A 21,882-nucleotide genomic window follows, 5' to 3' on the forward strand; every position below is an offset into this window, starting at 1 on the left:
CCATGCAGCCACAGACGTTCGTTCCGGATACGCACCGATACCGAAAAAGGAAACCGGCAGACGGTGAGAACAAGGCTTTCACCCCTCATTGCACAGCCGTATGCCGGTCAGATAATTGATAACATGAAATGACGCACCGGACCGGGCTCCTGGCAAACAAAATACCACATTCCGGTGATTCAGTAGCAACCGAATAAGAAAATTCATGGTATTGTTTTTCAGGGACGTTTTCTCATTCGTCATGCGTTCGTGGTACAAATAAAAACAAAAAAACAGGCACCGGCAAAAAACGGCGTGCAAAGTAACCGGAAGGAAAAATTTAAAAACGGATTTGTCAAACCACCTCTTCGGATTCCTGCAAATCTCCCTGTCTGCGCAGGGTTTCCAGATATCCGGAAGGAGACATTCCGTATTTATCCGAAAAATTGCGGTAGAAAGTGGCGCGTGACCTGAATCCCGACAAATAAATCAATTCCTTGATATTCTTTTCGGGATATTGCAGGGCGGCACGCCGGAAGGCTTCCAACCGCAAATCATTGATATATTCATGGAAACTGCTGTAACCGGCAGACTTCACCGCTTCTGAAATCTGCTGCTCATCCTGATGCAGTGCCTCGGACAGCTGCTGCAGCGTGTAGCCGGTTCTACCGGGACACACTCCCTGAAAATAGTTTTCGATCTCCCGGAAGAGAGGCAGCGGATCCCCCGCCATAGAAGCCGGACGGGCTGTCTCCGCAGCGGCATCATATACCGAAAAGGGATTCTCGCGCAACAGATATTGCCAGGAAAAGAACAGAGTGAAGACAATGGCCGTTGCCCCGAAAAGATTGAAGACAAAATAGCTGATGTCCCACGTGAAAAGAACGTAGATGCACAGAAACAGGAACATGAATCCCATGAAAACGTACATCATGCTGTTCACCCGCCGGTAGCCTTTACGGCTCAGCAGCGGATAGAGGAAGAAAGCCAGCGGAGTGACTATCGAAAGCAGAAAAAGAATGCAGCGGAACCACACATCGGGATGGTCCATGTGGACCACCACCTCCGAAAAATCATACAGCGGGGTCAGTTCTCCATACCAGGCCAGATAGCCCGCACCGATGGCGGTAATCAGAAAGGAAGGAGCCAGATAGAGCAAGGTGCGTTTCCAAGTCAGATAGCCCGGAAAGAGCGAAGCCAGCGGAAACAAGGCCACGATGCTGGCCAACGGATATCACTTGAGCATCTTTTCCATATCGAGCAAATCCGTAAAGCGATAATCCGGTTCCTCGGCCACAATCAGCAGCCAGCCAATATTCTCCCAGGCAAAAACCCCTCCAATAGCCAGGGCAATACTGCCCCACCAGAATTTCGGACCGTTGTCGCGAGCCCGCAGCATCAGTATGCCTCCCAACAGACAGGCAAGCAAGTCCAGTGTGAGTTCCACAGTCAGATAAAGCACCCCCATATTTCAATTCCCAGTCAGTATAAGTCTTCGTTTAGTTTTTCTTGCCGCAGCACTGTTTGTATTTCTTGCCGCTTCCGCACGGACAAGGATCGTTGCGCCCCACTTTGGGTTGAGCCACATAAGGCTGTCTTGCCGCCTCTTCCTGTCGGGCAATCTCCTCGGAGGAATTTCCCAGCAGAATCCATTTCGGCGTTTCGTTCAGAAAGGCGATCAGGCATTCCATAGCGGCTTTCATATCCGCCGCATTCTTCAGGCGTGCATTGACCACCGTGGCCAGCAATGAGGAGAGGTTGCATTCATACTGATTCGAGAACCACAGATAGAGCAGCGCGGTGTGCATCTGTTCGGGGGTATAGTTCATCTTCTCCACCATCCAGTGCTTCAGTTCGGGAGTGATCCATCTTGAGAAATCCATCTGAGGCATCGTTCCGGCCGCGGCAATCTCTTCCTGCGAATAGGCCGCGGTTTCCATGGTCTGGATATTCTGACTGACATGGAACAGAATCTCTTCGGCATCGTCCAGATAAAGAGAACGCAACCAGATATCCTTCTGTTGATCCGGCTGAGGAAAGATACAGATCAGATTGCGCAATCCCAAAGACTCTTCAAACAGATCCAAAATCTCGTCCATGGTAAGTTTCCGGTCCATCAGTTCACAGACCGTCTCCAAAGTATCCTTCATCAGCAACAGTCCGTAAAGATTAAGCAGTCCGTAGGCATAGCGCTCCATTTCGTATTTCTGCACCTGCGCCGGGTCCTGCAACAGAGCCTCCCAGTCAATTCCCTGGAGCGCCTGCTTGAGTTCCTGACTGATCACAAAACGGAGTTTGAATTCATCCTTTGCAGAAAACTCCGAAGCTACCAGACAAAGATCCTCCAGACAGGTAGAACTGAAAAAGTTATAGACCTCTGTCGCACAGCTCTCATCCGAAGCGGCCAGAGCACGAAGCAGATTCACCTCATGAAGCGGCAGACGGCGCAACCATACGTGCACATCGTCCATAAAGAAATGATAAAGGCAATCCACGATTTCATCTTTGCGCCAACGGGAGTTCAAAGGCTGGTTTATCCACTGCGCCAGCCCTTTCAGTTCTTGAACCGTCTGCTTTCCCAAAGTGGTACGCAAGGAGGCAGAAATAAAAGAGGTGAGTTCTGAGGTTTCTTTCTGTTTCATGTTTTTTTAGTTCTTCTTTAATCAGTAAACCGAATTTGAGATTGTTCACACACGGAAAGGCTTCGGAAAATAAAGAAAAACATTTCTTTTCTTCCGAAGCCTTCCGGCAAACGCAAAAATAAATATTTTCCGGAACATTTAAATCAAACTGCCGGATTTAAATTTCCTAACTGCGCGTTATAATCTTACCCAAGGGGTATATTCCACCTGATAGGCGCCGACGACTCCGATCCCGCCGTCCACATTGCTATAGTCCGGACGGACGGGCGAGAATCCCATATCTCCCAGTTCGTTGTTGATTTGTGCGTTCCGGCTTTCGAGATAGCGGAAGTAAGGCTCGGAAAGCGAATAGAAGACCATGCGATAATATACATGCGAATAGGTTCCGTTGGGCCTGTCCCAGCTCCGTTCGGGATTGGTATATATTTTCAAAGTATAGGGCTTGCCCCGCAAACGCTCATTGTCCCAGATATAAAAACCGTTCTCATATTGCCGGTACTCTGTCAGCACCCCTTCCAGTCCATTACTTTCGCTCAACAGAGGTTCTTTGTCTATCTGGCAAAGCTCTGTCTGGAGGTATTGATAATGTACGGTGTCTTCCTCATAAATCCAGGCATCCTGCACCATTTTCTCCACACGCAGACCATAAAAACGCTTTCCGCCTTTATCCGTAAAGCGCAACCGGAACTCCACCATCTGACTGTTCTTCTGATTAGTCATCGCGATGTTCCAATCGTCTATCGGTATCTGTTCGGGCACCACGGTTTCTCCTTTTACATGATCTCCTTCGGGCAAACGGCAGTCTATCTGTACCTTCTGGCCGGCCTGCATGCGCTTCACATAATAATAACATCCCTTGGGCACAGCGGGCGTAGCCTGACCGTTCCACTGTACCGGACAGAATTCTCCATCCACCCACACGGAGATTTCCGCACCGGAAACAGAGGGTTTCAGTGAATCCGGACGCGTCACAGGAACACTCCGGGAGCACTGTATGACAATGGTATCCCGGTTTCCCGGAAAGACATAAAGCACCGGTCTGCCGGATTCAGCCGACGGTTGCAAATCGAACTCATAGGTACATGCCGCAAACAGCAACGGCATCAATATGGATAATATAATACGAACTGATTTCATAATTAGAATTTTAGAGTGTAACTGAAAGATGGAATCAACGGTATGTAACCCACCGAACGTCCCTTGTAACTGCCGTCTTTCTGCTGCACCACCTCGGTGTAGAGCGGGTTCAAGCGGCAATAGGCATTGTAGACACTGACATTCCAGATGCGCTCGAAGCCTCTCTTGGTGCGATGGTAAAAGTTCATCCCCACATCCAGACGGTGATAATTCGGCAATTTGATGTTGTTCGGGTATTCGGCCACCTGCGTTTCGCCTCCAAGCACAGGCGCTTGTCCGGCATCGGGCAACCAGGGATTAGACACCCGTTGCACCGGCAGAGTCATCCGGTCGCCGCTTCGATACATCCAGGCGGCATAGAGATCCATCTTACGGAAGCGGTAACGCCCTTGTAACTGAAGGATATGACGGTGATCAAAACGATCGTAAAACCAGTGTGGACCGTAAGCGTCAAACTGACGTTCGCTCCACGACAAGGTATATTGGGCCGACAGAGAAAGCCGCTCACGGACATAATCTACAGACAGGTCCATGCCATAGGCACGACCGCGCCCCTCGGTGATCCGTTCATCCCAATGGCTTGCGTTCGGAATCAGCTCCGATCCTCCGTTATAGTCCAGCAGATGGTTCATGGTCTTATAATAGCCTTCCAGAGTATAACTCAGCGGACCGGGCAGACGGCCGTACACTCCCAGCGAAACCTGGCGTGAGCGCATCGGCTGCACCTTGCGGGTGGCGGGCACCCAAAAATCCAGAGGCAGGCTCAGATTGGTATTGGACAGCAGATGCACGAACTGGCTCATTTCCGTATAAGATGCCTTGAGGGAATGCGTGTCAGACACCCGATAAAGCAAAGACAGGCGCGGCTCTACCGAATGACGGATGCTGCGGGCGGCCCCGAATGCCGTATAATGCAACCCGAGATTCATGCGGAAACGTTGCGAAAGTTCTATCTCATCTTCTCCATAGAAAGACAATTCATGCACCCAGTCAAAGTATCTGCTCCCTCCGGACAACGTATCCGAAGGCGCACCCAAAGCATGTTCTTCGCTGTAGGTCTTCATGTTCTGAGGCCGGAACCAGTGCATCAGATAATTGGAACCGAAGCGCAAATGATGGCGGTTGTTCGGCAGAAAGTCAAACTCCATCCGGTAACCGGCGTCATCGATAACCGAACGGTTCTGCTCCTGCTCATAACTACGATACTGCTCCTTTCCCTCCTTACGTTCTGTCTCTTCGTGCGTAAAGCGGTAATTGGAAGTATTGCGGGCATAAACCATTGAAAAACGGCTGTAAAAACGCGGTGAGAAAATATAGTCCCAACCGGCAGCCAGACTGATGTTTCCCCACCTCATCCGGAAATTTTTCTTCTCCTCTTCCACACAGTTCCCGTCGTTCACGCCATAAGGGTCTATGATTTGATAATCATTATGATACTTCATCAGATCATCACCCATATAGAAGGCTATATCGACCTTGCTGCGTTCCGAAAAACGGTGGGTTATTTTGGCATTCACATCCTGAAAGGCATATCTTCCGTTCAACACCTCGTCCTTCTGCGTCAGATTGTAGAGAGCAAACACCGGAGCCGTAAACAAATCGGCCCAACTGCGCCGCATGGCCAGATGAAAGGCGGTACGGTCTTTCACTAACGGTCCCTCCAGTTGCAGACGGCCGTCAAGAAGTCCCACCGAGAAACTGCCGTGAAAATGCTGAAAATCACCGTCACGCGTACGAATATCGGTCACCGAAGACAGACGGCCTCCATAGCGTGCGGGAAAACCGCTCTTGTAGAAATCCACCTGTTTGACGGCATCGGTATTGAAAGCCGAAAACAGTCCTCCGAGATGCCCCACCTGATAAACGGGAGTACCGTCCAATAGAAACAGATTCTCATCGGCCCCTCCCCCATGCACAAAAAGGCCCGAGGTCAGTTCTGCGCCGGGATGCACTCCGGCCTGAAGCTGGAGCGACTTGACCAGATCCGGCGAACTCATCATGGAGAAACCACGGTTCAGCTCCGCACCTGTGAGAGAAACCTTACCGGTTTGCGTGGTATTCAGCGCATGGTTGCGGTCTTCCATAACCACAATCTCACGCAGGGCATCCTGCTCTTTAAGCACAATATCCAGACGCAAATCGGCATCGGCACGCACTTCCTGCTCCACCGGCTGAAAACCGGTAAAGGAGAAGCGTACCCGGTTGCTACCTGCAGGCAACTCTATGCTGTAATATCCGCGTGCATTAGTCATGGTCGAAGCATCGGAATACATATCGCGCACGGTGGCGTTCATCAGGGTTTCGCCATCGGGAGCATACACATAACCGCTCCAAGTGATCCGGCGCTCCATACGCACCAGCAGAATATAGTCGCCGTCGCGCTTCCAGGAAAGACCGGAAGCGGAAAGCAAAGAGTGTAAGGCGCGCTCCAGAGACAGATCCGCAGGAGCGGCATCAACCGGAGTGTTCCAAACAGGCAAGGCGGCATCATATACAAAATGTACGGAATATTTCTTTTCCAGTTCCTGTAACTGGATTTTCAGAGGCTTCTTTTCTTCTGCCTGAAAAGACGAGCAGAACAAAGAAAAACAAAACAAAATCCCAATACGCCAGATTGGGGTACGAAAGTTTCTCATACGGTTATCGTTTTATGCGGATATTCAAAGTTGTTTCTATCATATGGATTGTCCGGTCAAGATCGCCGGCAGGCAATGTGGCAGTCAGACGTCGGTCCGGCTCCATCGCAGTCAGACGGACGCCATAATAACGGGAAAGTTCTTCAAGCACTTCCTCCAGTGGAGTATCTGTATAAACAAAGGTACCGGTGCGCCAGGCTTCGGGGTTTAAAGAAGGAGTAACCCGACGGGGAACAGGCGCTCCGTGAGGCAAAACGGCTTCCATACCACGGGTCAGCACCACACCGTCGGAATGAGTGGATGAAGCAAACAATACTCGTCCGTCGCGCACCCACGCACGAGTTTCGCGCCCCGTTTCCTGTACCTGAAAACGGGTTCCCAAAACTTTGACTTGGGCATATTGCGTAGTTACAGAAAAAGGTGCTGCGGGATTGTGGGTTACTTCAAAATAGGCTGTTCCCTTCAAAGCAACCGCTCTGTTTCCGGTCTTAAAATCGCCCGGACTATAAGATAAGGTAGCATGAGGCGAAAGGGTAACTGTCGTACCGTCGGGCAAACGGCACACTTGCAAACGGGTATCGGCCACAAGCTCCACACTGCGGTTTTCCTGCCACCATTGATATACAAAGACCGATGCTCCCAAGGCCAACAACAAACAGGCCGCCACAGCATAACGCACCATCCGGCGAAAACGTACCGCACGGTCCAAGCCCATACGGCTGCTCCACACCCGGAAAGCCTTATGCCCGTTCAGGCGCCCTTCCTGATAATAATGGACAACAAAATCCAACTCTCTTTTTTTCTGCTTTTCGTTCATATTCTTTTCTTTTTTTCGATAAGACGGAGAAAAAAAGAAAATCCACTATCCGAAAAACAAAAATTATCCGAAAAAAAAGTGATAAATGCGTTCCGCGTCGGCACGCAGACGCTTTAATGCCTTGATTACCTGATTCTCTACGGTATTTACAGACAATCCCATAACTTGTGCAATTTCCTTATGTTTCATACCGTCGCGCTTGCTCATCAGGAATATTTTCCGGCATCGGTCGGGCAAACGGTCTATGGCCTCCCACAACCGGGCCTCTTTCTGCGCCTGTTCCTCACAGGCTTCTTCTGCAAGTACCCCTTCCAGATCAGAAGGCTGTTCTCCCCTTTCCCGCGCACCATTCTTACGCACAAAATCAATGCAGGCATTCCGAAGCATGCGATAAAGATAGGCCTGTGTCAGTTCTTCATGATGCACCCGACCGGACTGTTCCCACAATTTGCAGAAACATTCCTGCACCAGATCCTCAGAAGTATCCAGATCGTGCACATAATGCAAGGCATACAGACACATTGGTCTGTAATGCTGCACAAAAACTTTTTCTATAACCGCCGCATTCAAAACTCTGTTTGTTTTTGTTAGTAGGCAAAGATAATTATTTTTTAGATTTGCTCTCCTTCAGGACTATATTTTTCATACTCACCGGCAACCCACTCCGGCATATCGGCCTGCGGAGAAACATGCAGGTGGCGGCCTCTACGGATATAGAAGGCCAAGGTGAGGAGCAAAGCCAGCAACACACAGAAGGCTATCAGATAGCGCACCAACAACTGACGGTACATCAACGGATGATTCATACCATAGCGTACGGTCCAGAAACCATTGGCGGTTGTTTGTTGCCCCACAACATTTTTTCTGCTCTCGCAAGCAGAAAAACGCATAAGCTTTTCCTTAATCTCTTTCTTCATACTTTCCCTTTTTTCATAGAAACGCAAAAGGAATGAAAAACCACTATGGCGCAAACAAAAAAAATGAGAAATACCCCAAAATCAAGGTAAAATACAATGGCCTTTCCAATTTTGAAACAGAACCACTATAAAAACCGGAAAAAGCCGTATCACACAACTCCAAACTGAGTTTGATACGACTTTTATCACTTTATTTATTCTTCACACAAATCATCATTCAACACTTTCTTCAATGCCGAAGCCTTACACAAATAAAAATAAACAGACTCCGGACCGCGCTTTGCTACCGCATAGGTATCTTCATTAACCTGATAAACCTCAAACGGGCCAGAAACCTCTACTTTCTTTTTTCCCAGTTTTTGCAGCATTTCCTGAGCGGCCTTCCAGCAGGATGGTACATCAATCCGATCATCTATAAAAGACACTTCAAAACAAATCGGAGTGGCATTTGTATGCTTCCAGACTCCACCGCGACGAGCTTTCAGATTACCGGACATATAAATGTCCACCAAAATATCTCGATTACGATATTTCTTACGAAAACCGGTATTCTTTCCTATATTATCATAGAAAATATCTGTTTCACGAGCCTGCACCTCTTCTGACATTGAAGAAAAAGTAAGTCCGTCAATTCCGTTCTCTCTAACTTTCAACCATTCAAAGAGTTCTTTCGGATCACAATAGTCATTTTCTACAAAGCTTTGGTACCCCAGCCCTCCAGCCTGATACCAGTGTCTTTCTCCCACTTCAATTCCTTCTTTATTGACAAACGTCCATTGGTTATCAGCAATTGGAACTAAAGCATTGTTGCCATAATACTTGGATTCGGGATATAAATGAACATAATTTCCATAAGTACCTATCTGATTATCCTCTACGTCAATGATTTTTCCATGATACTCTTCATCAAATGCCATTAACCGTTCTCCGGACATAAAATAAAGATGTTTATACTTGGCTGGAATCAAAACCTCTCCCTCAACATTCATAAGTCCATATAGTTCGCCGCTTGAAAAGACAAACATATCCTTACAGGAACTTTGTATATTGGAAATAGCTTCACTTAAAGGAAGTTTTTCCGTACCATCCAAAGCTATCAGTCCATATTTAGGCACCTCTCCATCATAAGCATATACCTGCAGATACTTTCCGTCAATAAGTTCTGAACCAACCCCATCATACTTCATCATATTTACTTCGCCAAGCTTCTCACCCTTAAGATTCATAATCCAATAAGGATTACGTCTTTCTCCTTCGGGCAATAAAGTCTTGGGCTTACCCAAGAGGTAACCATCTCCCAAAAAACTAAGAAACTCGTATTCTGCGGGAATCAGCACTTTACCCTTGGTATCAATACAACCATAAGCCTCAGTTTCATCGGCATAGATAAAAGCTCCATCGTAAGCTTCGGTTACCTGTTCCACATCTTTATCATTAATCTGGTCCAAACGCAAAACAACATCTCCGTCCTTATCAATCAGTTTAATCACGCTATCCGGCTCTGCCACTGCAGTCACCTCATTGACAAAATCCATAGCAGTACGATAAACCGTACCTATTTTACGAGGCTCTTTTTCTACCGTATAAAACTCAAAAAGTTCTTCTTTGTTTTGCACCAGAAAACGCTCATTCCGGGGAACACTGGGAGCATTCTCAAACTTATCTTCAAACACCACTTCTCCATCGGTGGTTACCATTCCCCAACGACCTTCCTGCTCTGACTGGACCGGAAGGTGGGTTATTTCTTTCTTCTCACCACAAGATGCCAAAAGCATCAGTGCAAATAGCGGTAAAATGTTTTTCACTTTCATGGGTATTCGTTTTCGTTTCACATATTTGTTACCTATCTCGCCTTTTTGTAATACTCTCCCTTCGGAGTTTCTGTTCTGATATATTTTGTATTCCTTATGGCAACATCAGAAATGTAAAAGAATCTTCTATAAATTCGATTTGACAAAGAAACAAAAATTATTATTATCTTCTTATATAAAACAAGTTTTTTCTAAAAAAACAGAAAACTTGTTTTATAGACTGTTTCCGAATCTGCTTCAAGAAGAAAATACCAATCGGACTTGATTAATCAACAAATAAAACCTACCTTTGCGATGAATCAACTAAATTTGAAATCATGAAAAAAATATTCGGAGGAATCTTATTCTTATTGGGATTTACAGTATGCAGCTGTTCCAACAATAAGCAAACGGAAGGAAACCAAACAACAGACAGCATTGCCTGTGATACAACTCAGGTGCCTGATATGCACAACGCCGAAAACGCACTCGACTATTGCGGCACTTACGAAGGAACCATTCCGGCAGCCGACTGTCCGGGCATCAAGGTTTCCCTCACCCTGAACGAGGACAAGACATTTGATCTTACTCAAGATTATATTGACCGGGAAAAGTTCACTTCAAAAGGAGCTTATGTCATCGACAAGAACATCCTGTATACCGTGACCGAGGACGGAGACACTACTTATTATAAAGTAGAAGAAAACCGCCTGAAGATGCTCGACAAACAGCAGCAGGTCATCACGGGTGCCTTGGCCGACCAGTATATTCTGAACAAAAAAATGTAATCAAATCATACCCATACAAGCCATTCCAACCGCCGATCACAGGCTGTCCGGAATGGCTTGTTTCATTCACTAAAACAACAGAAACATGAACATAAAGAAAATCATGATATCCGCCCTTCTGACAACTGCAACCGCAGCCACCGTTCAGGCACAAAGTCTGGCCGACTGGACAGAACGGGTGGAAAAGAACGGCAAGAGTTTCCCGCAGGAAAAAGTATTTCTTCACATGGACAATTCCTGCTATTTTCTGGGAGACACCATCTGGTTCAAAGCCTACGTAACCCGCACAGACACCAAAAAGCCGACAGACCTGAGCAAGATACTCTATGTGGAATTGCTTACTCCAGACGGTTTCTTGGTAGAACGCCAACAGATTCCGCTGGAAAACGACACCACCGGATATGGTAATTTCGTGCTTACGGACTCTCTTTACGGCGGTTTTTATGAACTGAGAGCCTACACCCGGTGGATGCTGAACTTCGGACGCATCGAACCGGAAAAAGTACCGCAGGAATTCGGTTATCAGGATTACTTCTTCAACACTGATGCCATGAAAGACTTTTTCGTGGACTACGAAAAATTATATTCCAGAGTATTTCCGGTGTATGACAAGCCTCAGAAGAAAGGAGTCTACGAACAGAACATGACCGTCAGACCCCTGATGCGTTACTTCAAGACCAAACAGGAGAAACCGAAACTCACCTTGTCCTTTTATCCCGAAGGAGGATATCTGATTGCCGGAACGGAAGGACGCATGGCTTATGAGCTGACCGATGATCAATTGAAAAAGATCTGCGCTCCCATTACCATCCGAAACAGTCAGGGAAGCATTGTGGCACAAACCACACCCAATGCTTCCGGACGCGGTGCCTTCACCCTTTCCCGCCCGGAAAAAGGGCAGACTTACACCGCAGAACTGAAATACGAAGGCTATGACTATAAGTTTGAATTACCACAGGCCGCAGAACAAGGATGTGCCCTCAACCTGATCCAGAACGACAATCAGGCGCAAATCACCCTGCAACCCGTGGGATTACCGGCCGGAAAAGAACTGGGACTGCACATTCTGAACAGCGGAATCCTGCGTAAGGACACAGTTTGCCAGATTCAGAACAACCAGCCTACCACAATCTCCATCGCCCTGAGCGAACTGCCAACCGGAGTGAATCAGGTGACTCTTTTCGATGCAGAAGGAAGAATCTATGCCGAACGGCTTTTCTTTGTGCGTCATGAAGACACCCTGCAGGAACAGTTGCACATCGAAGGCATTGAATCCGAATACAGTGCTTTTGCACCGATCCAGCTCACTCTGTCGCAGACCGCACCTGCCGATGCTCACGTCTCTCTGGCCGTACGCGACGCATCGACCATGACAACCAACTACGACAACGGCAGCATCCTGACCGAAATGCTGCTGGGCAGCGAACTGAAAGGATTTATCGAAAACCCGGGCTATTACTTTGAAACCAACGACAGCACCCACCGTGCCGATCTCGACCTACTGATGATAGTACAGGGATGGCGCCGGTACAAATGGACCGACCTTTCGGGAACCGGTACTTTCAAACTGAACTACCTGCCCGAAAAATACCAGACCCTCTCAGGCCGTCTGTATAAGGATTATGGCGATATCCGAAACCAGAGTTACGACCGCAGAAACATTCTGGACAAATATCTGTCACTCAAAGAAACTGATCCGCAGAAAGCCCAAAGCTATTATGCCAAGAACTACTGCACCATCAGTAAACCGGCCGTAGTGCATGCCGACTATGCCCAGGACACACTTGTGGTGGAGACCGAACAGTATACCGACAACGGCTACTTCTACATGACCACCCCCCGTTTCTTCGGAAAATGCGTGCTGTTCCTCTCGGCCAATGATTCTACCAACAACCAGACACCGAACCAGAATAAATCCAAAAACGGACTGCAACGCTGGATTAAAAACAAAATGGAAAGGATGAACGGTTTTGCCAACGAAGAAGCCTTCCCGGAGTATTACATCAAGCGGGACTTGTTCTTCCCGTTGAGCAGCAAGCCTTATTCTTATTATCAGGACAATCTGGCCGGAGAAGTATTCATGCCTTACGAAACGGAGTCGGCAACCAACATTTACAATCTGCCCGAAATCAGTGTGCGTTCCAACAAAGGCGGATTGAGAAAGATCAGCCGCAGCAAACCGGCTCTGGTGCTCGATGCCTACCGGGGATTCAACGATGCCCTGGATTTGGGCTTGGTCACCTCGCCACGCTATTATCAGGATTCCTTAAACCAGACAGTCAGCATGCTGGGCCGTTTTCCTCTGGCCTATACCGGCGACTACGGCACCAATACCATGCCGAAAGTACGCGTGGAATTCAACAACCGGAGCAAGTCCATGGGCTGGGGCGGCGAAGGCAAGCTGGAATCATACCGCTATCTGAAATACACCCGTCAGTTCAAGATTTACACGGATTTTGCTCCGCGTGAGCGCGGCAATGATCGTTATGCCGGTTCCAACACTCCGGAAATTGTTTTCAATGCCATCCAGTATGGCGAGAATATGGAACGGCAGACTTATCGCGACCGTTACATCATCCTGTCGGGATTTGCCGAGTGCGATGCCTTCTACAGTCCGGACTACAGTAAAAAGCCGCTCCCCGAGACCAAAGACTATCGGCGTACCCTTTACTGGAACCCCGACATTCGTCTCAAACCGGGAGAAAAGAAAACCATCACCTTCTACAACAACGGTAAAAACACCAAACTTTCGGTCGATGCGGAAGGACTGGGCCAGGACGGTACGCTCCTGAGCAAACAAATCGGAAAGAAGTAACCCAAAGCTTCCGAACTCCGTATAATCCGGTCGCTATACCGGAAAAGCAATAAGCTTCTGTTCTGATAAGAATATAAAAAACAGAAGACATTAACAAAATGCCGCCCCTTTGTCCGGATGAAACCGGACAAAGGGGCGGTCTTGGTTATACGGCATCCTCTTGAAACAGAGAACTGCCTTCATAAATTTATTTCGTAAAGTTCGCCTCATAGAAGCGTACAAAAGCCTGATTGACCAGCTTGACACCTCCAGGTGTGGGATAGTCGCCGCTGAAATACCAGTCTCCTTCGTGGTCGGGGCATGCCTCATGCAGTCCTTCAATTGTCTGGTAAACAATCTCCACCTGTGCCTCAACATTCTTCGGTTTGAGCAGATCCACCATTTTGGCCGACACCTCCTCGTCCGTAAACGGTTCGTAAATACCCTTCACGGCATTGACCATCTGCTCCTTAGGCAACGTGAGCTGCTGCTGACACTGTTCGTACACCACGCGGATGCGACTCTCCATGCCGCGTTCAAACAGCAGGGCGATGGCCGCACGGAAAGCGATGAACTGCTCCAGACTGGCCATATCAATACCATAATAATCCGGATAGCGCACCTGCGGCGAAGAAGATACGATGACAATCTTCTTGGGATGCAGACGGTCCAGAATGCTGATGATACTCTGCTTCAGGGTTGTTCCGCGCACAATACTATCGTCGATAATCACCAGATTATCCTCATACGGCACCAGACTGCCATAAGTAATGTCATACACATGGGTAGCCAGATCGTTTCGCGTATTTCCCTCGGCAATGAAGGTGCGGAGCTTGATATCCTTGATGGCCACCTTCTCGCTGCGGATGCGTTGTGACAGGATGGCCTGCAATTCGTTGTGGCTGGGCTTGTGTCCCAAAGCCTCGATACGCTTTATCTTCAGTTTGTTCAGATAATTGTCGAACCCTTCGAGCATACCATAGAAAGCCACCTCGGCCGTGTTCGGGATGAAAGAGAACACCGTGTGCACCACATCATGGTTCACCGCCTTCAGGATCGGGTCTACCAACAGTTTTCCGAGCATCTTACGTTCGCGATAGATATCGATGTCACTTCCGCGCGAAAAATAGATGCGCTCGAACGAACAGGATTTCCGGACCTTCGGTTCATTGATCTGCGTGAGGCGCATCTCACCTTTCTTGTTCAACAGAATAGCCTGACCGGGCAACAGCTCATGAATGGCGTCCGAAGGTACATTCAGCGCGGTCTGGATGACCGGACGCTCCGAAGCCAGCACCATGATTTCATCGTCCATATACCAGAATCCCGGACGGATGCCCCACGGGTCGCGCACGGCGAAGGTTTCTCCGCTACCCGTCATACCGCAAATCACATAACCGCCGTCCCACTGCGGGCTCGAAGTGCGCAGCACATTGGCCAGATCAATACGGTCTTCGATGGCATGCGTGATGTCCATGCCTTCCAGCCCCTCTTCCTTACACTGCAAAAACAGGCGCTCCACCTCACGGTCCAGACGATGGCCCACCTGCTCCAACATAATATAAGTATCAGCATATTTGCGCGGATGCTGTCCGATGGCTGTAATTGATGCAAAAATCTCATCCACATTCGTCAGGTTAAAGTTGCCGCAGAGCGCCAGATTCTTGGCTCTCCAGTTGTTCCGGCGCAAAAACGGATGTACGTAAGAGATGCCGCTCTTTCCGGTAGTGGAATAACGCAGATGCCCCATATAGAGTTCGCCGGCAAAAGGCAGACAGGTCTTGGCATAAGTGGCATCGGCCAGTTTTTCGGGAGTCAGATCGCGGAAGTTCTGATGCACATTACTGAAAATCTCCGTAATGGCTCCCGCTCCCAACGCGCGCTCGCGAAACATATATTCCTCACCGGGATCGGCCTGCAACTTCACACAAGCCAGTCCGGCAGCTTCCTGTCCGCGGTTGTGCTGTTTCTCCATCAACAGATAAAGTTTGTTCAGGCCATACATCCAGGTGCCATACTTTTCCTGATAATATTCCAACGGTTTCAAGAGGCGGATCATAGCCACACCACATTCATGCTTCAAAGGTTCCATATCTTTTACAAATGTTTTTATTTTGCCACAAATATACGGAATATTCTGCTCATAAAGACAGCAAAAACAACTTTTTACGAACTATTTTGCAGGAAAATCATTTTTTAGATAAACAAGATTCAGCGCAACAAATCAAAAAGCAGAAAAAAGAAAATTAAAAAATAAAACCAGACAAAGGCTATTTTATAAAAAACAACATGTCAGAATCCACTTTTTATTACAAATAGTAAGTTTCGTAAAAATCTCTGCAATTATTCTCGGCTCCCATTCCTGAAATCAACCGTCATCCGCTATCTTTGCACAGACATTTAGACAGGATAATAAACAAACACACAACAATATGAAAGCAAACATCATCAATGAAAGTCTTTTTGATAGAAGCAGCCGCTTATCGAATGCACAGCAACAGTTGCAGGGTAAGGGTTTGTATGATGCTTCTTACGAACATGATGCCTGCGGTGTGGGCATGCTGGTGAATATTCAGGGCGGAAAATCGCACGAACTGGTAGACTCTGCCTTGAAACTGCTGGAGAATATGAAGCACCGCGGTGCCGAAGGAGCCGACAACAAGACCGGTGATGGTGCGGGCATCTTATTGCAGATTCCGCACGAGTTCATCCTGCTGCAGGGCATCCCCGTGCCCGAAAAGGGAAAATACGGAACCGGTATGTTCTTCTTCCCGAAAGACGAGCAGAAGCAGGCTGATTATCTGAATATTATCCGCACGACTTTAGCCGACAAAGGTCTGGAACTGATGCACGTACGCCAGGTGCCTGTCGACTCTTCGGTACTGGGCAAGGATGCCTTGGCTGTGGAGCCGGACATCAAACAGCTTTTCGTTACGGCACAAGACGGAAGCGAAGTTTCCGAACAGACCTTATATATAGTCAGAAAGGAAATGGAACGACTTATTTCCGATCCGGAATTCTATGTCGTTTCTCTTTCTGCAAAGACCATTATTTATAAAGGTATGCTCTCTTCCACTCAGGTACGTACGTACTTCCTGGATCTGGAGCAGCCTTACTTTACCAGCGGTATGGCCGTGGTGCACTCCCGCTTCAGCACCAACACCTTCCCGCGCTGGAGCCTGGCACAGCCTTTCCGTCTGTTGGCCCACAACGGAGAAATCAACACCATCCGCGGTAACCGCACCTGGATGGAAGCGCGCGAAAGTGTGCTGTCCAGCCCTACCTTGGGCGACATCACTCCCCTGCGCCCCATCGTACAGCCGGGCATGAGCGACAGTGCCTCGCTCGACAACGTGCTGGAGTTTCTCGTACGCTCCGGTCTGAGCCTGCCACACGCTATGGCCATGCTCGTGCCGGAATCATTCAACGACAAGAACCCTATCAGCGAAGAGCTGAAGGCTTTCTATGAATACCACTCCATCCTGATGGAGCCGTGGGACGGTCCGGCCGCCCTGATGTTCTGCGACGGACGGTATGCCGGCGGTATGCTCGACCGTAACGGACTGCGTCCGGCACGCTACCTCATCACCAAAGACGGCATGATGGTAGTAGCCAGCGAAGCGGGAGTGATTCCTGTGGCTCCGGAGCGCGTTCAGGAAAAAGGACGCCTGCAACCGGGAAAGATCCTGCTGATCGACACCGAGAGCGGACAGATTCACTACGACGGCGAACTGAAAGCCGAACTGGCAGCCGCTCATCCTTACCGCCAGTGGCTCTCTACCAACCGCATCGAGCTGGACCAGCTGCGCAGCGGACGCAAGGCAGAAAACAAGGTGGACGACCTGAACCGCCGTCTGCGCAGTTTCGGATATACCCGCGAGGACATCGAGCGCACCATCGCTCCGATGTGTAGCACCGGTTCGGAACCGACTGCCTCTATGGGTAACGACACCCCGCTGGCCGTCTTGTCCGAACAGCCTCAGCTGCTGTTCAACTATTTCCGTCAGCAGTTTGCCCAGGTGACCAACCCGGCCATTGACCCGATCCGCGAAGAACTGGTCATGTCGCTCACCGAATATGTGGGTGCCATCGGTCAGGACATTCTGACTCCAAGCGGCACACACTGCAAAATGGTACGTCTGCCCCATCCGATACTGACCAACACGCAGCTGGATATCCTCTGCAACATCCGTTACAAAGGCTTCCAGTGCACCAAGCTGCAAATGGTATTCGACACCGCATTGGGTACCGACGGACTGGAGCAGCGCCTGCAGGAACTCTGCCACGAGGCTGAGGAAGCCATTGCCAGCGGAGCCAACTACATCATCCTGTCCGACCGTGGTGTGGACGAACAGCACGCCGCCATCCCATCCCTGCTTGCCCTGAGTGCCGTGCACCATCACCTCATCCGGGTACAGAAGCGCCTGCAAACCGCCCTGATTGTTGAGAGCGGCGAGGTGCGCGAAGTGATGCATGCCGCCCTGTTGTTGGGCTACGGTGCCAGCGCCATCAATCCGTACATGGCTTTTGCCGTGCTGGACGATCTGGTGAAGAGAGGCGAAGTACAGATGAACTACGAAACCGCCGAGAAGAACTATATCAAGGCCATCTGCAAGGGTCTGTATAAGGTGATGAGCAAAATGGGTATCAGCACCATCCGTTCTTATCGCGGCGCCAAGATATTCGAGGCTGTGGGCCTCAGCGAAAGCGTCCTGAAGAATTATTTCGGCACCGAAATCTCCACCATCGGCGGAGCCGGACTGAAAGAGATTGCTAAAGACTATCTGTTCTTCCACGATGACGGCTTCTGCCACACCCATGAACAGGAAGACCTGTTGCCTTACATCGGCCAGTTCTCTTACCGCAAGGGCGGCGAGCAGCACGCCTGGAATCCGGAAACCATCGCCAGTCTGCAACTGGCCACCCGTCTGGGCAGCTACAAGAAGTTCAAGGAATTCACCCATCTGGCCAACGAGAAGGAACACCCGATATTCCTGCGTGACTTCTTCAGCTTCAAGCGCAACCCGATCAGCATTGACGAGGTTGAGCCCGTTTCGGAGATCGTGAAGCACTTTGTAACCGGTGCCATGTCTTTCGGTGCCATCAGCAAGGAAGCGCACGAGGCTCTTGCGCTGGCCATGAACAAACTGGGCGGACGAAGCAACACCGGTGAGGGTGGCGAAGACAGCGACCGCTTCCATGAAACTTACGACGGCATCTCGCTCAACAGCAAGACCAAACAGGTGGCTTCGGGACGTTTCGGTGTCACCGCCGAATATCTGGTCAATGCCGAAGAAATACAGATCAAGGTGGCCCAGGGAGCCAAGCCGGGCGAAGGCGGACAGCTTCCGGGTTTCAAGGTGAACGAGGTCATTGCCAAGACCCGTCATTCCATCCCGGGCATCTCGCTCATCTCTCCTCCACCTCATCACGATATCTACTCTATCGAGGATCTGGCACAGCTTATCTTCGATTTGAAAAATATAAATCCTCAGGCCAAAATCAGCGTCAAGCTGGTGGCTGAAAGCGGTGTGGGCACCATTGCCGCAGGTGTGGCCAAAGCCAAGGCCGACCTGATTGTCATCTCGGGTGCCGAAGGAGGAACCGGCGCATCACCGGCCTCATCCATGCGCTATGCCGGAATTTCTCCGGAAATCGGTCTGAGCGAAACCCAACAGACCCTCGTTCTGAACGGACTGCGCGGCAAGGTGCGCCTTCAGACCGACGGTCAGATCAAGACCGGACGCGACATCATCAGCATGGCGCTCTTGGGTTCCGAAGAGTTTGCCTTCGGAACCACGGTACTGATTGTGCTGGGTTGTGTCATGATGCGCAAATGCCACGCCAACACCTGCCCGGTGGGTGTGGCCACCCAAGACCCGAAACTGCGTGAACGCTTCCGCGGACACTATCAGTATCTGGTGAACTATTTTGAATTCCTGGCTCAGGAAGTGCGCGAATATCTGGCCGAGATGGGATTCACCCGTCTGGAGGACATTGTGGGACGCACCGACCTGATCGAAATCAAGCCGCGACCGGAAGGAAGCAAGGCGGCTTTGGTGGACTTCAGCCGTCTGCTGCATCGTGTGGATACCGATGCCGCTATCTGCCACTGTACCGAGCAGGAGCATGAGATTGACACGGTGCTGGACCGCCGCATTCTGGCCGACGCGCAGCCTGCCATCGACGGACAAACCCCAACAGAGTTGGAATACCCGATCCGGAACACCGACCGTTCGGCCGGAACCATGCTGTCGGGAGCCGTATGCAAGCAGTACGGTCATGCCGGACTGCCCGACGAAACCATCCGCGTCACCTTCCGCGGCTCGGCCGGACAAAGCTTCGGTGCTTTCCTGGCCCACGGCATCCACTTCAAGCTCGAAGGCGAGGCCAACGACTATCTGGGCAAGGGCCTGAGCGGAGGTGTCATCTCCGTTTATCCGGACCGCCAGAGCGATTTTGCTCCCGAGCAGAACATCATTGCCGGAAACACTCTGTTATATGGCGCCATCAGCGGCGAGGTCTACATCAACGGACAGGCGGGCGAGCGCTTTGCCGTGCGCAATTCAGGAGCCATCGCCGTGGTAGAAGGAGCCGGCGACCACTGCTGTGAGTATATGACCGGCGGACGCGTGCTCGTTCTAGGCGAAACCGGAAGAAACTTTGCAGCCGGAATGAGTGGCGGTATCGCCTACGTGTGGAACAAGAAAGGCGACTTCGACTACTTCTGCAATATGGAAATGGTAGAGCTTTCTCTTCTGGAACACAAATCTTCGGTAAAAGAAGTCAAGGAACTGCTCCGCAAGCATTACGAACACACCGGCTCACCGCTGGCCAAGGATATGCTGGAGCACTGGGAACAGTATGCCGACCAGTTCATTCAGGTCACCCCGATTGAGTACAAGAGGGTGCTGGCCGAGGAACAGATGGCCAAGCTGAAGGAAAAGATCGAAGCCGTTCAGCGCGACTATTAACCGACAGCCGCCCCAAGAGAGTTTCAAAAAGAATCATCAACCCACAAAAACATCACAAGAATCATGGGAAATCCAAAAGCATTCTTAACCATACCGCGCCAGACTGCGGGCTATCGCAGCATTCACCAACGCATCACGGACTTTGCAGAAGTAGAGCAGACCCTCAACACCGGAGAACGCAAGTTACAGGCTTCCCGATGCATGGACTGCGGAGTGCCGTTCTGCAACTGGGCCTGCCCGTTGGGCAACCGCCCGCCTGAATTTCAGGATGCCCTGTTCAAGGGAAAATGGAAAGAGGCCTACGAAATACTGAACGACACCAACGACTTTCCGGAGTTTACCGGACGCATCTGCCCGGCACTCTGCGAAAAGAGCTGTGTGCTGAAACTGAGCATGGACGCTCCCGTAACCATTCGCGAAGACGAGTGCGCCATCATCGAGGCGGCCTTCCGCGAAGGATATGTGCAGCCCAAGACCTATGCCCGCAACGGAAAGAAAGTGGCTGTCATCGGTTCCGGACCGGCCGGACTTGCCGCCGCCAACCAGCTGAACCACATGGGCTATGAGGTAACCGTATTCGAAAAACTGGAATATATCGGCGGACTGCTCCGCTTCGGTATTCCGAACTTCAAGCTGAACAAGGCCGTGATCGACCGCCGCCTCAAGATTATGGAGGCCGAAGGCATCCGTTTCCAGCCCAATACCGAGATCGACCTCACCTGTCTGCCCGAAGGCTTCGATGCCTACTGCGTATGTACCGGTACCCCGCAGGCCCGCGATCTGAATGTGCCGGGCCGCGAACTGAAGGGAATCCATCTGGCCATGGAGATGCTGGCCCAGCAGAACCGTGTGCTGGCCGGACAGCATTTCAGCGACGAGGAACGCATCCAGGCACACGGCAAGCATGTCGTTGTCATCGGCGGCGGCGATACGGGAAGCGACTGTATCGGTACCAGCAACCGCCACGGAGCCGCCAGCGTTACCCAGATCGAGATCATGCCCAAACCGCCCGTAGGTCACAATCCGGCCACCCCGTGGCCACAATGGCCCGTAGTGCTCAAGACCAGCTCCAGCCACGAAGAAGGCTGTACCCGTCGCTGGTCACTGACCACCAACCGTTTTCTGGGCGAGAACGGACATGTCACCGGTATGGAAGTGGAAGAAGTGGAATGGATACCTTCTGCAGAACCCGGCGGACGCCCCACCATGCAGCCTACCGGAAAGAAAGAGATACTCAAGGCCGACCTCGTTCTGTTGGCCATGGGCTTCCTGAAGAACAACCTTCCGGAACTGCCGGAAAATGTGTTCGTGGCAGGCGATGCCGCCACCGGTGCCAGTCTGGTCGTGAAATGTATTGCCGGCGGACGCAAGGCCGCACGCGACATCGACGCTTATCTCAAGAAATAAA

General features: G+C 50.2%; 14 protein-coding genes. 4 read left to right on the forward strand and 10 right to left on the reverse strand.

Translation table 11 applies throughout. The features are described 5' to 3' along the window. Positions 1–334 precede the first annotated feature (334 nt). From DXA74_RS03635 to DXA74_RS03670, 9 genes are all read right to left on the reverse strand, one after another. A complete protein-coding gene (locus tag DXA74_RS03635) occupies positions 335–1,207 on the reverse strand; it encodes an AraC family transcriptional regulator (protein WP_233550448.1) in 873 nt (290 codons plus the stop codon). Positions 1,208–1,213: 6 nt separating this feature from the next. Beyond that, on the reverse strand, positions 1,214–1,441 hold the full coding sequence (locus tag DXA74_RS16555; protein WP_233550449.1) for a hypothetical protein: 228 nt from the start codon (positions 1,439–1,441) through the stop codon (positions 1,214–1,216). 37 nt (positions 1,442–1,478) lie between these two features. Continuing rightward, a complete protein-coding gene (locus DXA74_RS16880; RefSeq protein WP_304650882.1) occupies positions 1,479–2,621 on the reverse strand; it encodes an SEC-C metal-binding domain-containing protein in 1,143 nt (380 codons plus the stop codon). A 177-nt stretch (positions 2,622–2,798) separates the two neighbouring features. Next, the gene (locus tag DXA74_RS03645) at positions 2,799–3,758 is read right to left on the reverse strand and encodes a DUF4249 domain-containing protein (RefSeq protein WP_118525473.1); all 960 of its coding nucleotides are present in this window, start codon (positions 3,756–3,758) and stop codon (positions 2,799–2,801) included. Between the two features lie 2 nt (positions 3,759–3,760). Continuing rightward, positions 3,761–6,394 (reverse strand): TonB-dependent receptor domain-containing protein, encoded by a 2,634-nt coding sequence (locus DXA74_RS03650; RefSeq protein WP_118525474.1) that lies wholly within the window; start codon positions 6,392–6,394, stop codon positions 3,761–3,763. Positions 6,395–6,398: 4 nt separating this feature from the next. Then, positions 6,399–7,211, reverse strand: coding sequence for a FecR family protein (locus DXA74_RS03655; protein WP_118525475.1), 813 nt, complete (start codon positions 7,209–7,211; stop codon positions 6,399–6,401). Positions 7,212–7,274: 63 nt separating this feature from the next. Then, positions 7,275–7,751, reverse strand: a complete 477-nt coding sequence (locus DXA74_RS03660; protein WP_233550450.1) for an RNA polymerase sigma-70 factor — start codon at positions 7,749–7,751, stop codon at positions 7,275–7,277. 71 nt (positions 7,752–7,822) lie between these two features. Next, positions 7,823–8,128: a hypothetical protein gene (locus DXA74_RS03665; RefSeq protein WP_118525477.1), complete on the reverse strand. Its 306-nt coding sequence runs from the start codon at positions 8,126–8,128 to the stop codon at positions 7,823–7,825. Positions 8,129–8,322: 194 nt separating this feature from the next. Then, a complete protein-coding gene (locus DXA74_RS03670; protein ID WP_118525478.1) occupies positions 8,323–9,939 on the reverse strand; it encodes a WG repeat-containing protein in 1,617 nt (538 codons plus the stop codon). A 317-nt stretch (positions 9,940–10,256) separates the two neighbouring features. On the opposite strand from DXA74_RS03670, the gene DXA74_RS03675 reads away from it, so the two are divergent. Continuing rightward, positions 10,257–10,706 carry a copper resistance protein NlpE gene (locus DXA74_RS03675; protein ID WP_118525479.1) on the forward strand — a complete coding sequence of 150 codons (450 nt, stop codon included), beginning with the start codon at positions 10,257–10,259 and terminating at the stop codon, positions 10,704–10,706. A gap of 85 nt (positions 10,707–10,791) precedes the next feature. Continuing rightward, the gene (locus tag DXA74_RS03680; protein WP_118525480.1) at positions 10,792–13,521 is read left to right on the forward strand and encodes a hypothetical protein; all 2,730 of its coding nucleotides are present in this window, start codon (positions 10,792–10,794) and stop codon (positions 13,519–13,521) included. Positions 13,522–13,708: 187 nt separating this feature from the next. On the opposite strand, the gene DXA74_RS03685 is transcribed toward DXA74_RS03680, so the two are convergent. Next, complete coding sequence (locus tag DXA74_RS03685) at positions 13,709–15,592, reverse strand: amidophosphoribosyltransferase (RefSeq protein WP_118525481.1); 1,884 nt, start codon at positions 15,590–15,592, stop codon at positions 13,709–13,711. A gap of 352 nt (positions 15,593–15,944) precedes the next feature. Here DXA74_RS03685 and gltB point away from each other — a divergent pair, with 352 nt between their 5' ends. Both gltB and DXA74_RS03695 read left to right on the forward strand, forming a co-directional pair. Then, positions 15,945–20,474 (forward strand): glutamate synthase large subunit, encoded by a 4,530-nt coding sequence (gene gltB / locus DXA74_RS03690; protein WP_370448485.1) that lies wholly within the window; start codon positions 15,945–15,947, stop codon positions 20,472–20,474. A 63-nt stretch (positions 20,475–20,537) separates the two neighbouring features. Then, positions 20,538–21,881 (forward strand): glutamate synthase subunit beta, encoded by a 1,344-nt coding sequence (locus DXA74_RS03695; protein ID WP_118525483.1) that lies wholly within the window; start codon positions 20,538–20,540, stop codon positions 21,879–21,881. Position 21,882: the final 1 nt, after the last annotated feature.

Origin of the sequence: Bacteroides sp. OF04-15BH (genome assembly GCF_003477995.1) — a bacterium.
In the GTDB taxonomy this organism is placed as follows: domain Bacteria; phylum Bacteroidota; class Bacteroidia; order Bacteroidales; family Bacteroidaceae; genus Paraprevotella.

Excerpts from the sequence above, each read along its gene's own strand:
- DXA74_RS03685 (WP_118525481.1), bottom strand. The coding sequence starts at position 15,592 with ATGGAACCTTTGAAGCATGAATGTGGTGTGGCTATGATCCGCCTCTTG.
- DXA74_RS03675 (WP_118525479.1), top strand. The coding sequence starts at position 10,257 with ATGAAAAAAATATTCGGAGGAATCTTATTCTTATTGGGATTTACAGTA.
- DXA74_RS16880 (WP_304650882.1), bottom strand. The coding sequence starts at position 2,621 with ATGAAACAGAAAGAAACCTCAGAACTCACCTCTTTTATTTCTGCCTCC.
- DXA74_RS03650 (WP_118525474.1), bottom strand. The coding sequence starts at position 6,394 with ATGAGAAACTTTCGTACCCCAATCTGGCGTATTGGGATTTTGTTTTGT.
- DXA74_RS03665 (WP_118525477.1), bottom strand. The coding sequence starts at position 8,128 with ATGAAGAAAGAGATTAAGGAAAAGCTTATGCGTTTTTCTGCTTGCGAG.
- DXA74_RS03645 (WP_118525473.1), bottom strand. The coding sequence starts at position 3,758 with ATGAAATCAGTTCGTATTATATTATCCATATTGATGCCGTTGCTGTTT.
- DXA74_RS03670 (WP_118525478.1), bottom strand. The coding sequence starts at position 9,939 with ATGAAAGTGAAAAACATTTTACCGCTATTTGCACTGATGCTTTTGGCA.
- DXA74_RS03680 (WP_118525480.1), top strand. The coding sequence starts at position 10,792 with ATGAACATAAAGAAAATCATGATATCCGCCCTTCTGACAACTGCAACC.
- DXA74_RS03655 (WP_118525475.1), bottom strand. The coding sequence starts at position 7,211 with ATGAACGAAAAGCAGAAAAAAAGAGAGTTGGATTTTGTTGTCCATTAT.
- DXA74_RS03695 (WP_118525483.1), top strand. The coding sequence starts at position 20,538 with ATGGGAAATCCAAAAGCATTCTTAACCATACCGCGCCAGACTGCGGGC.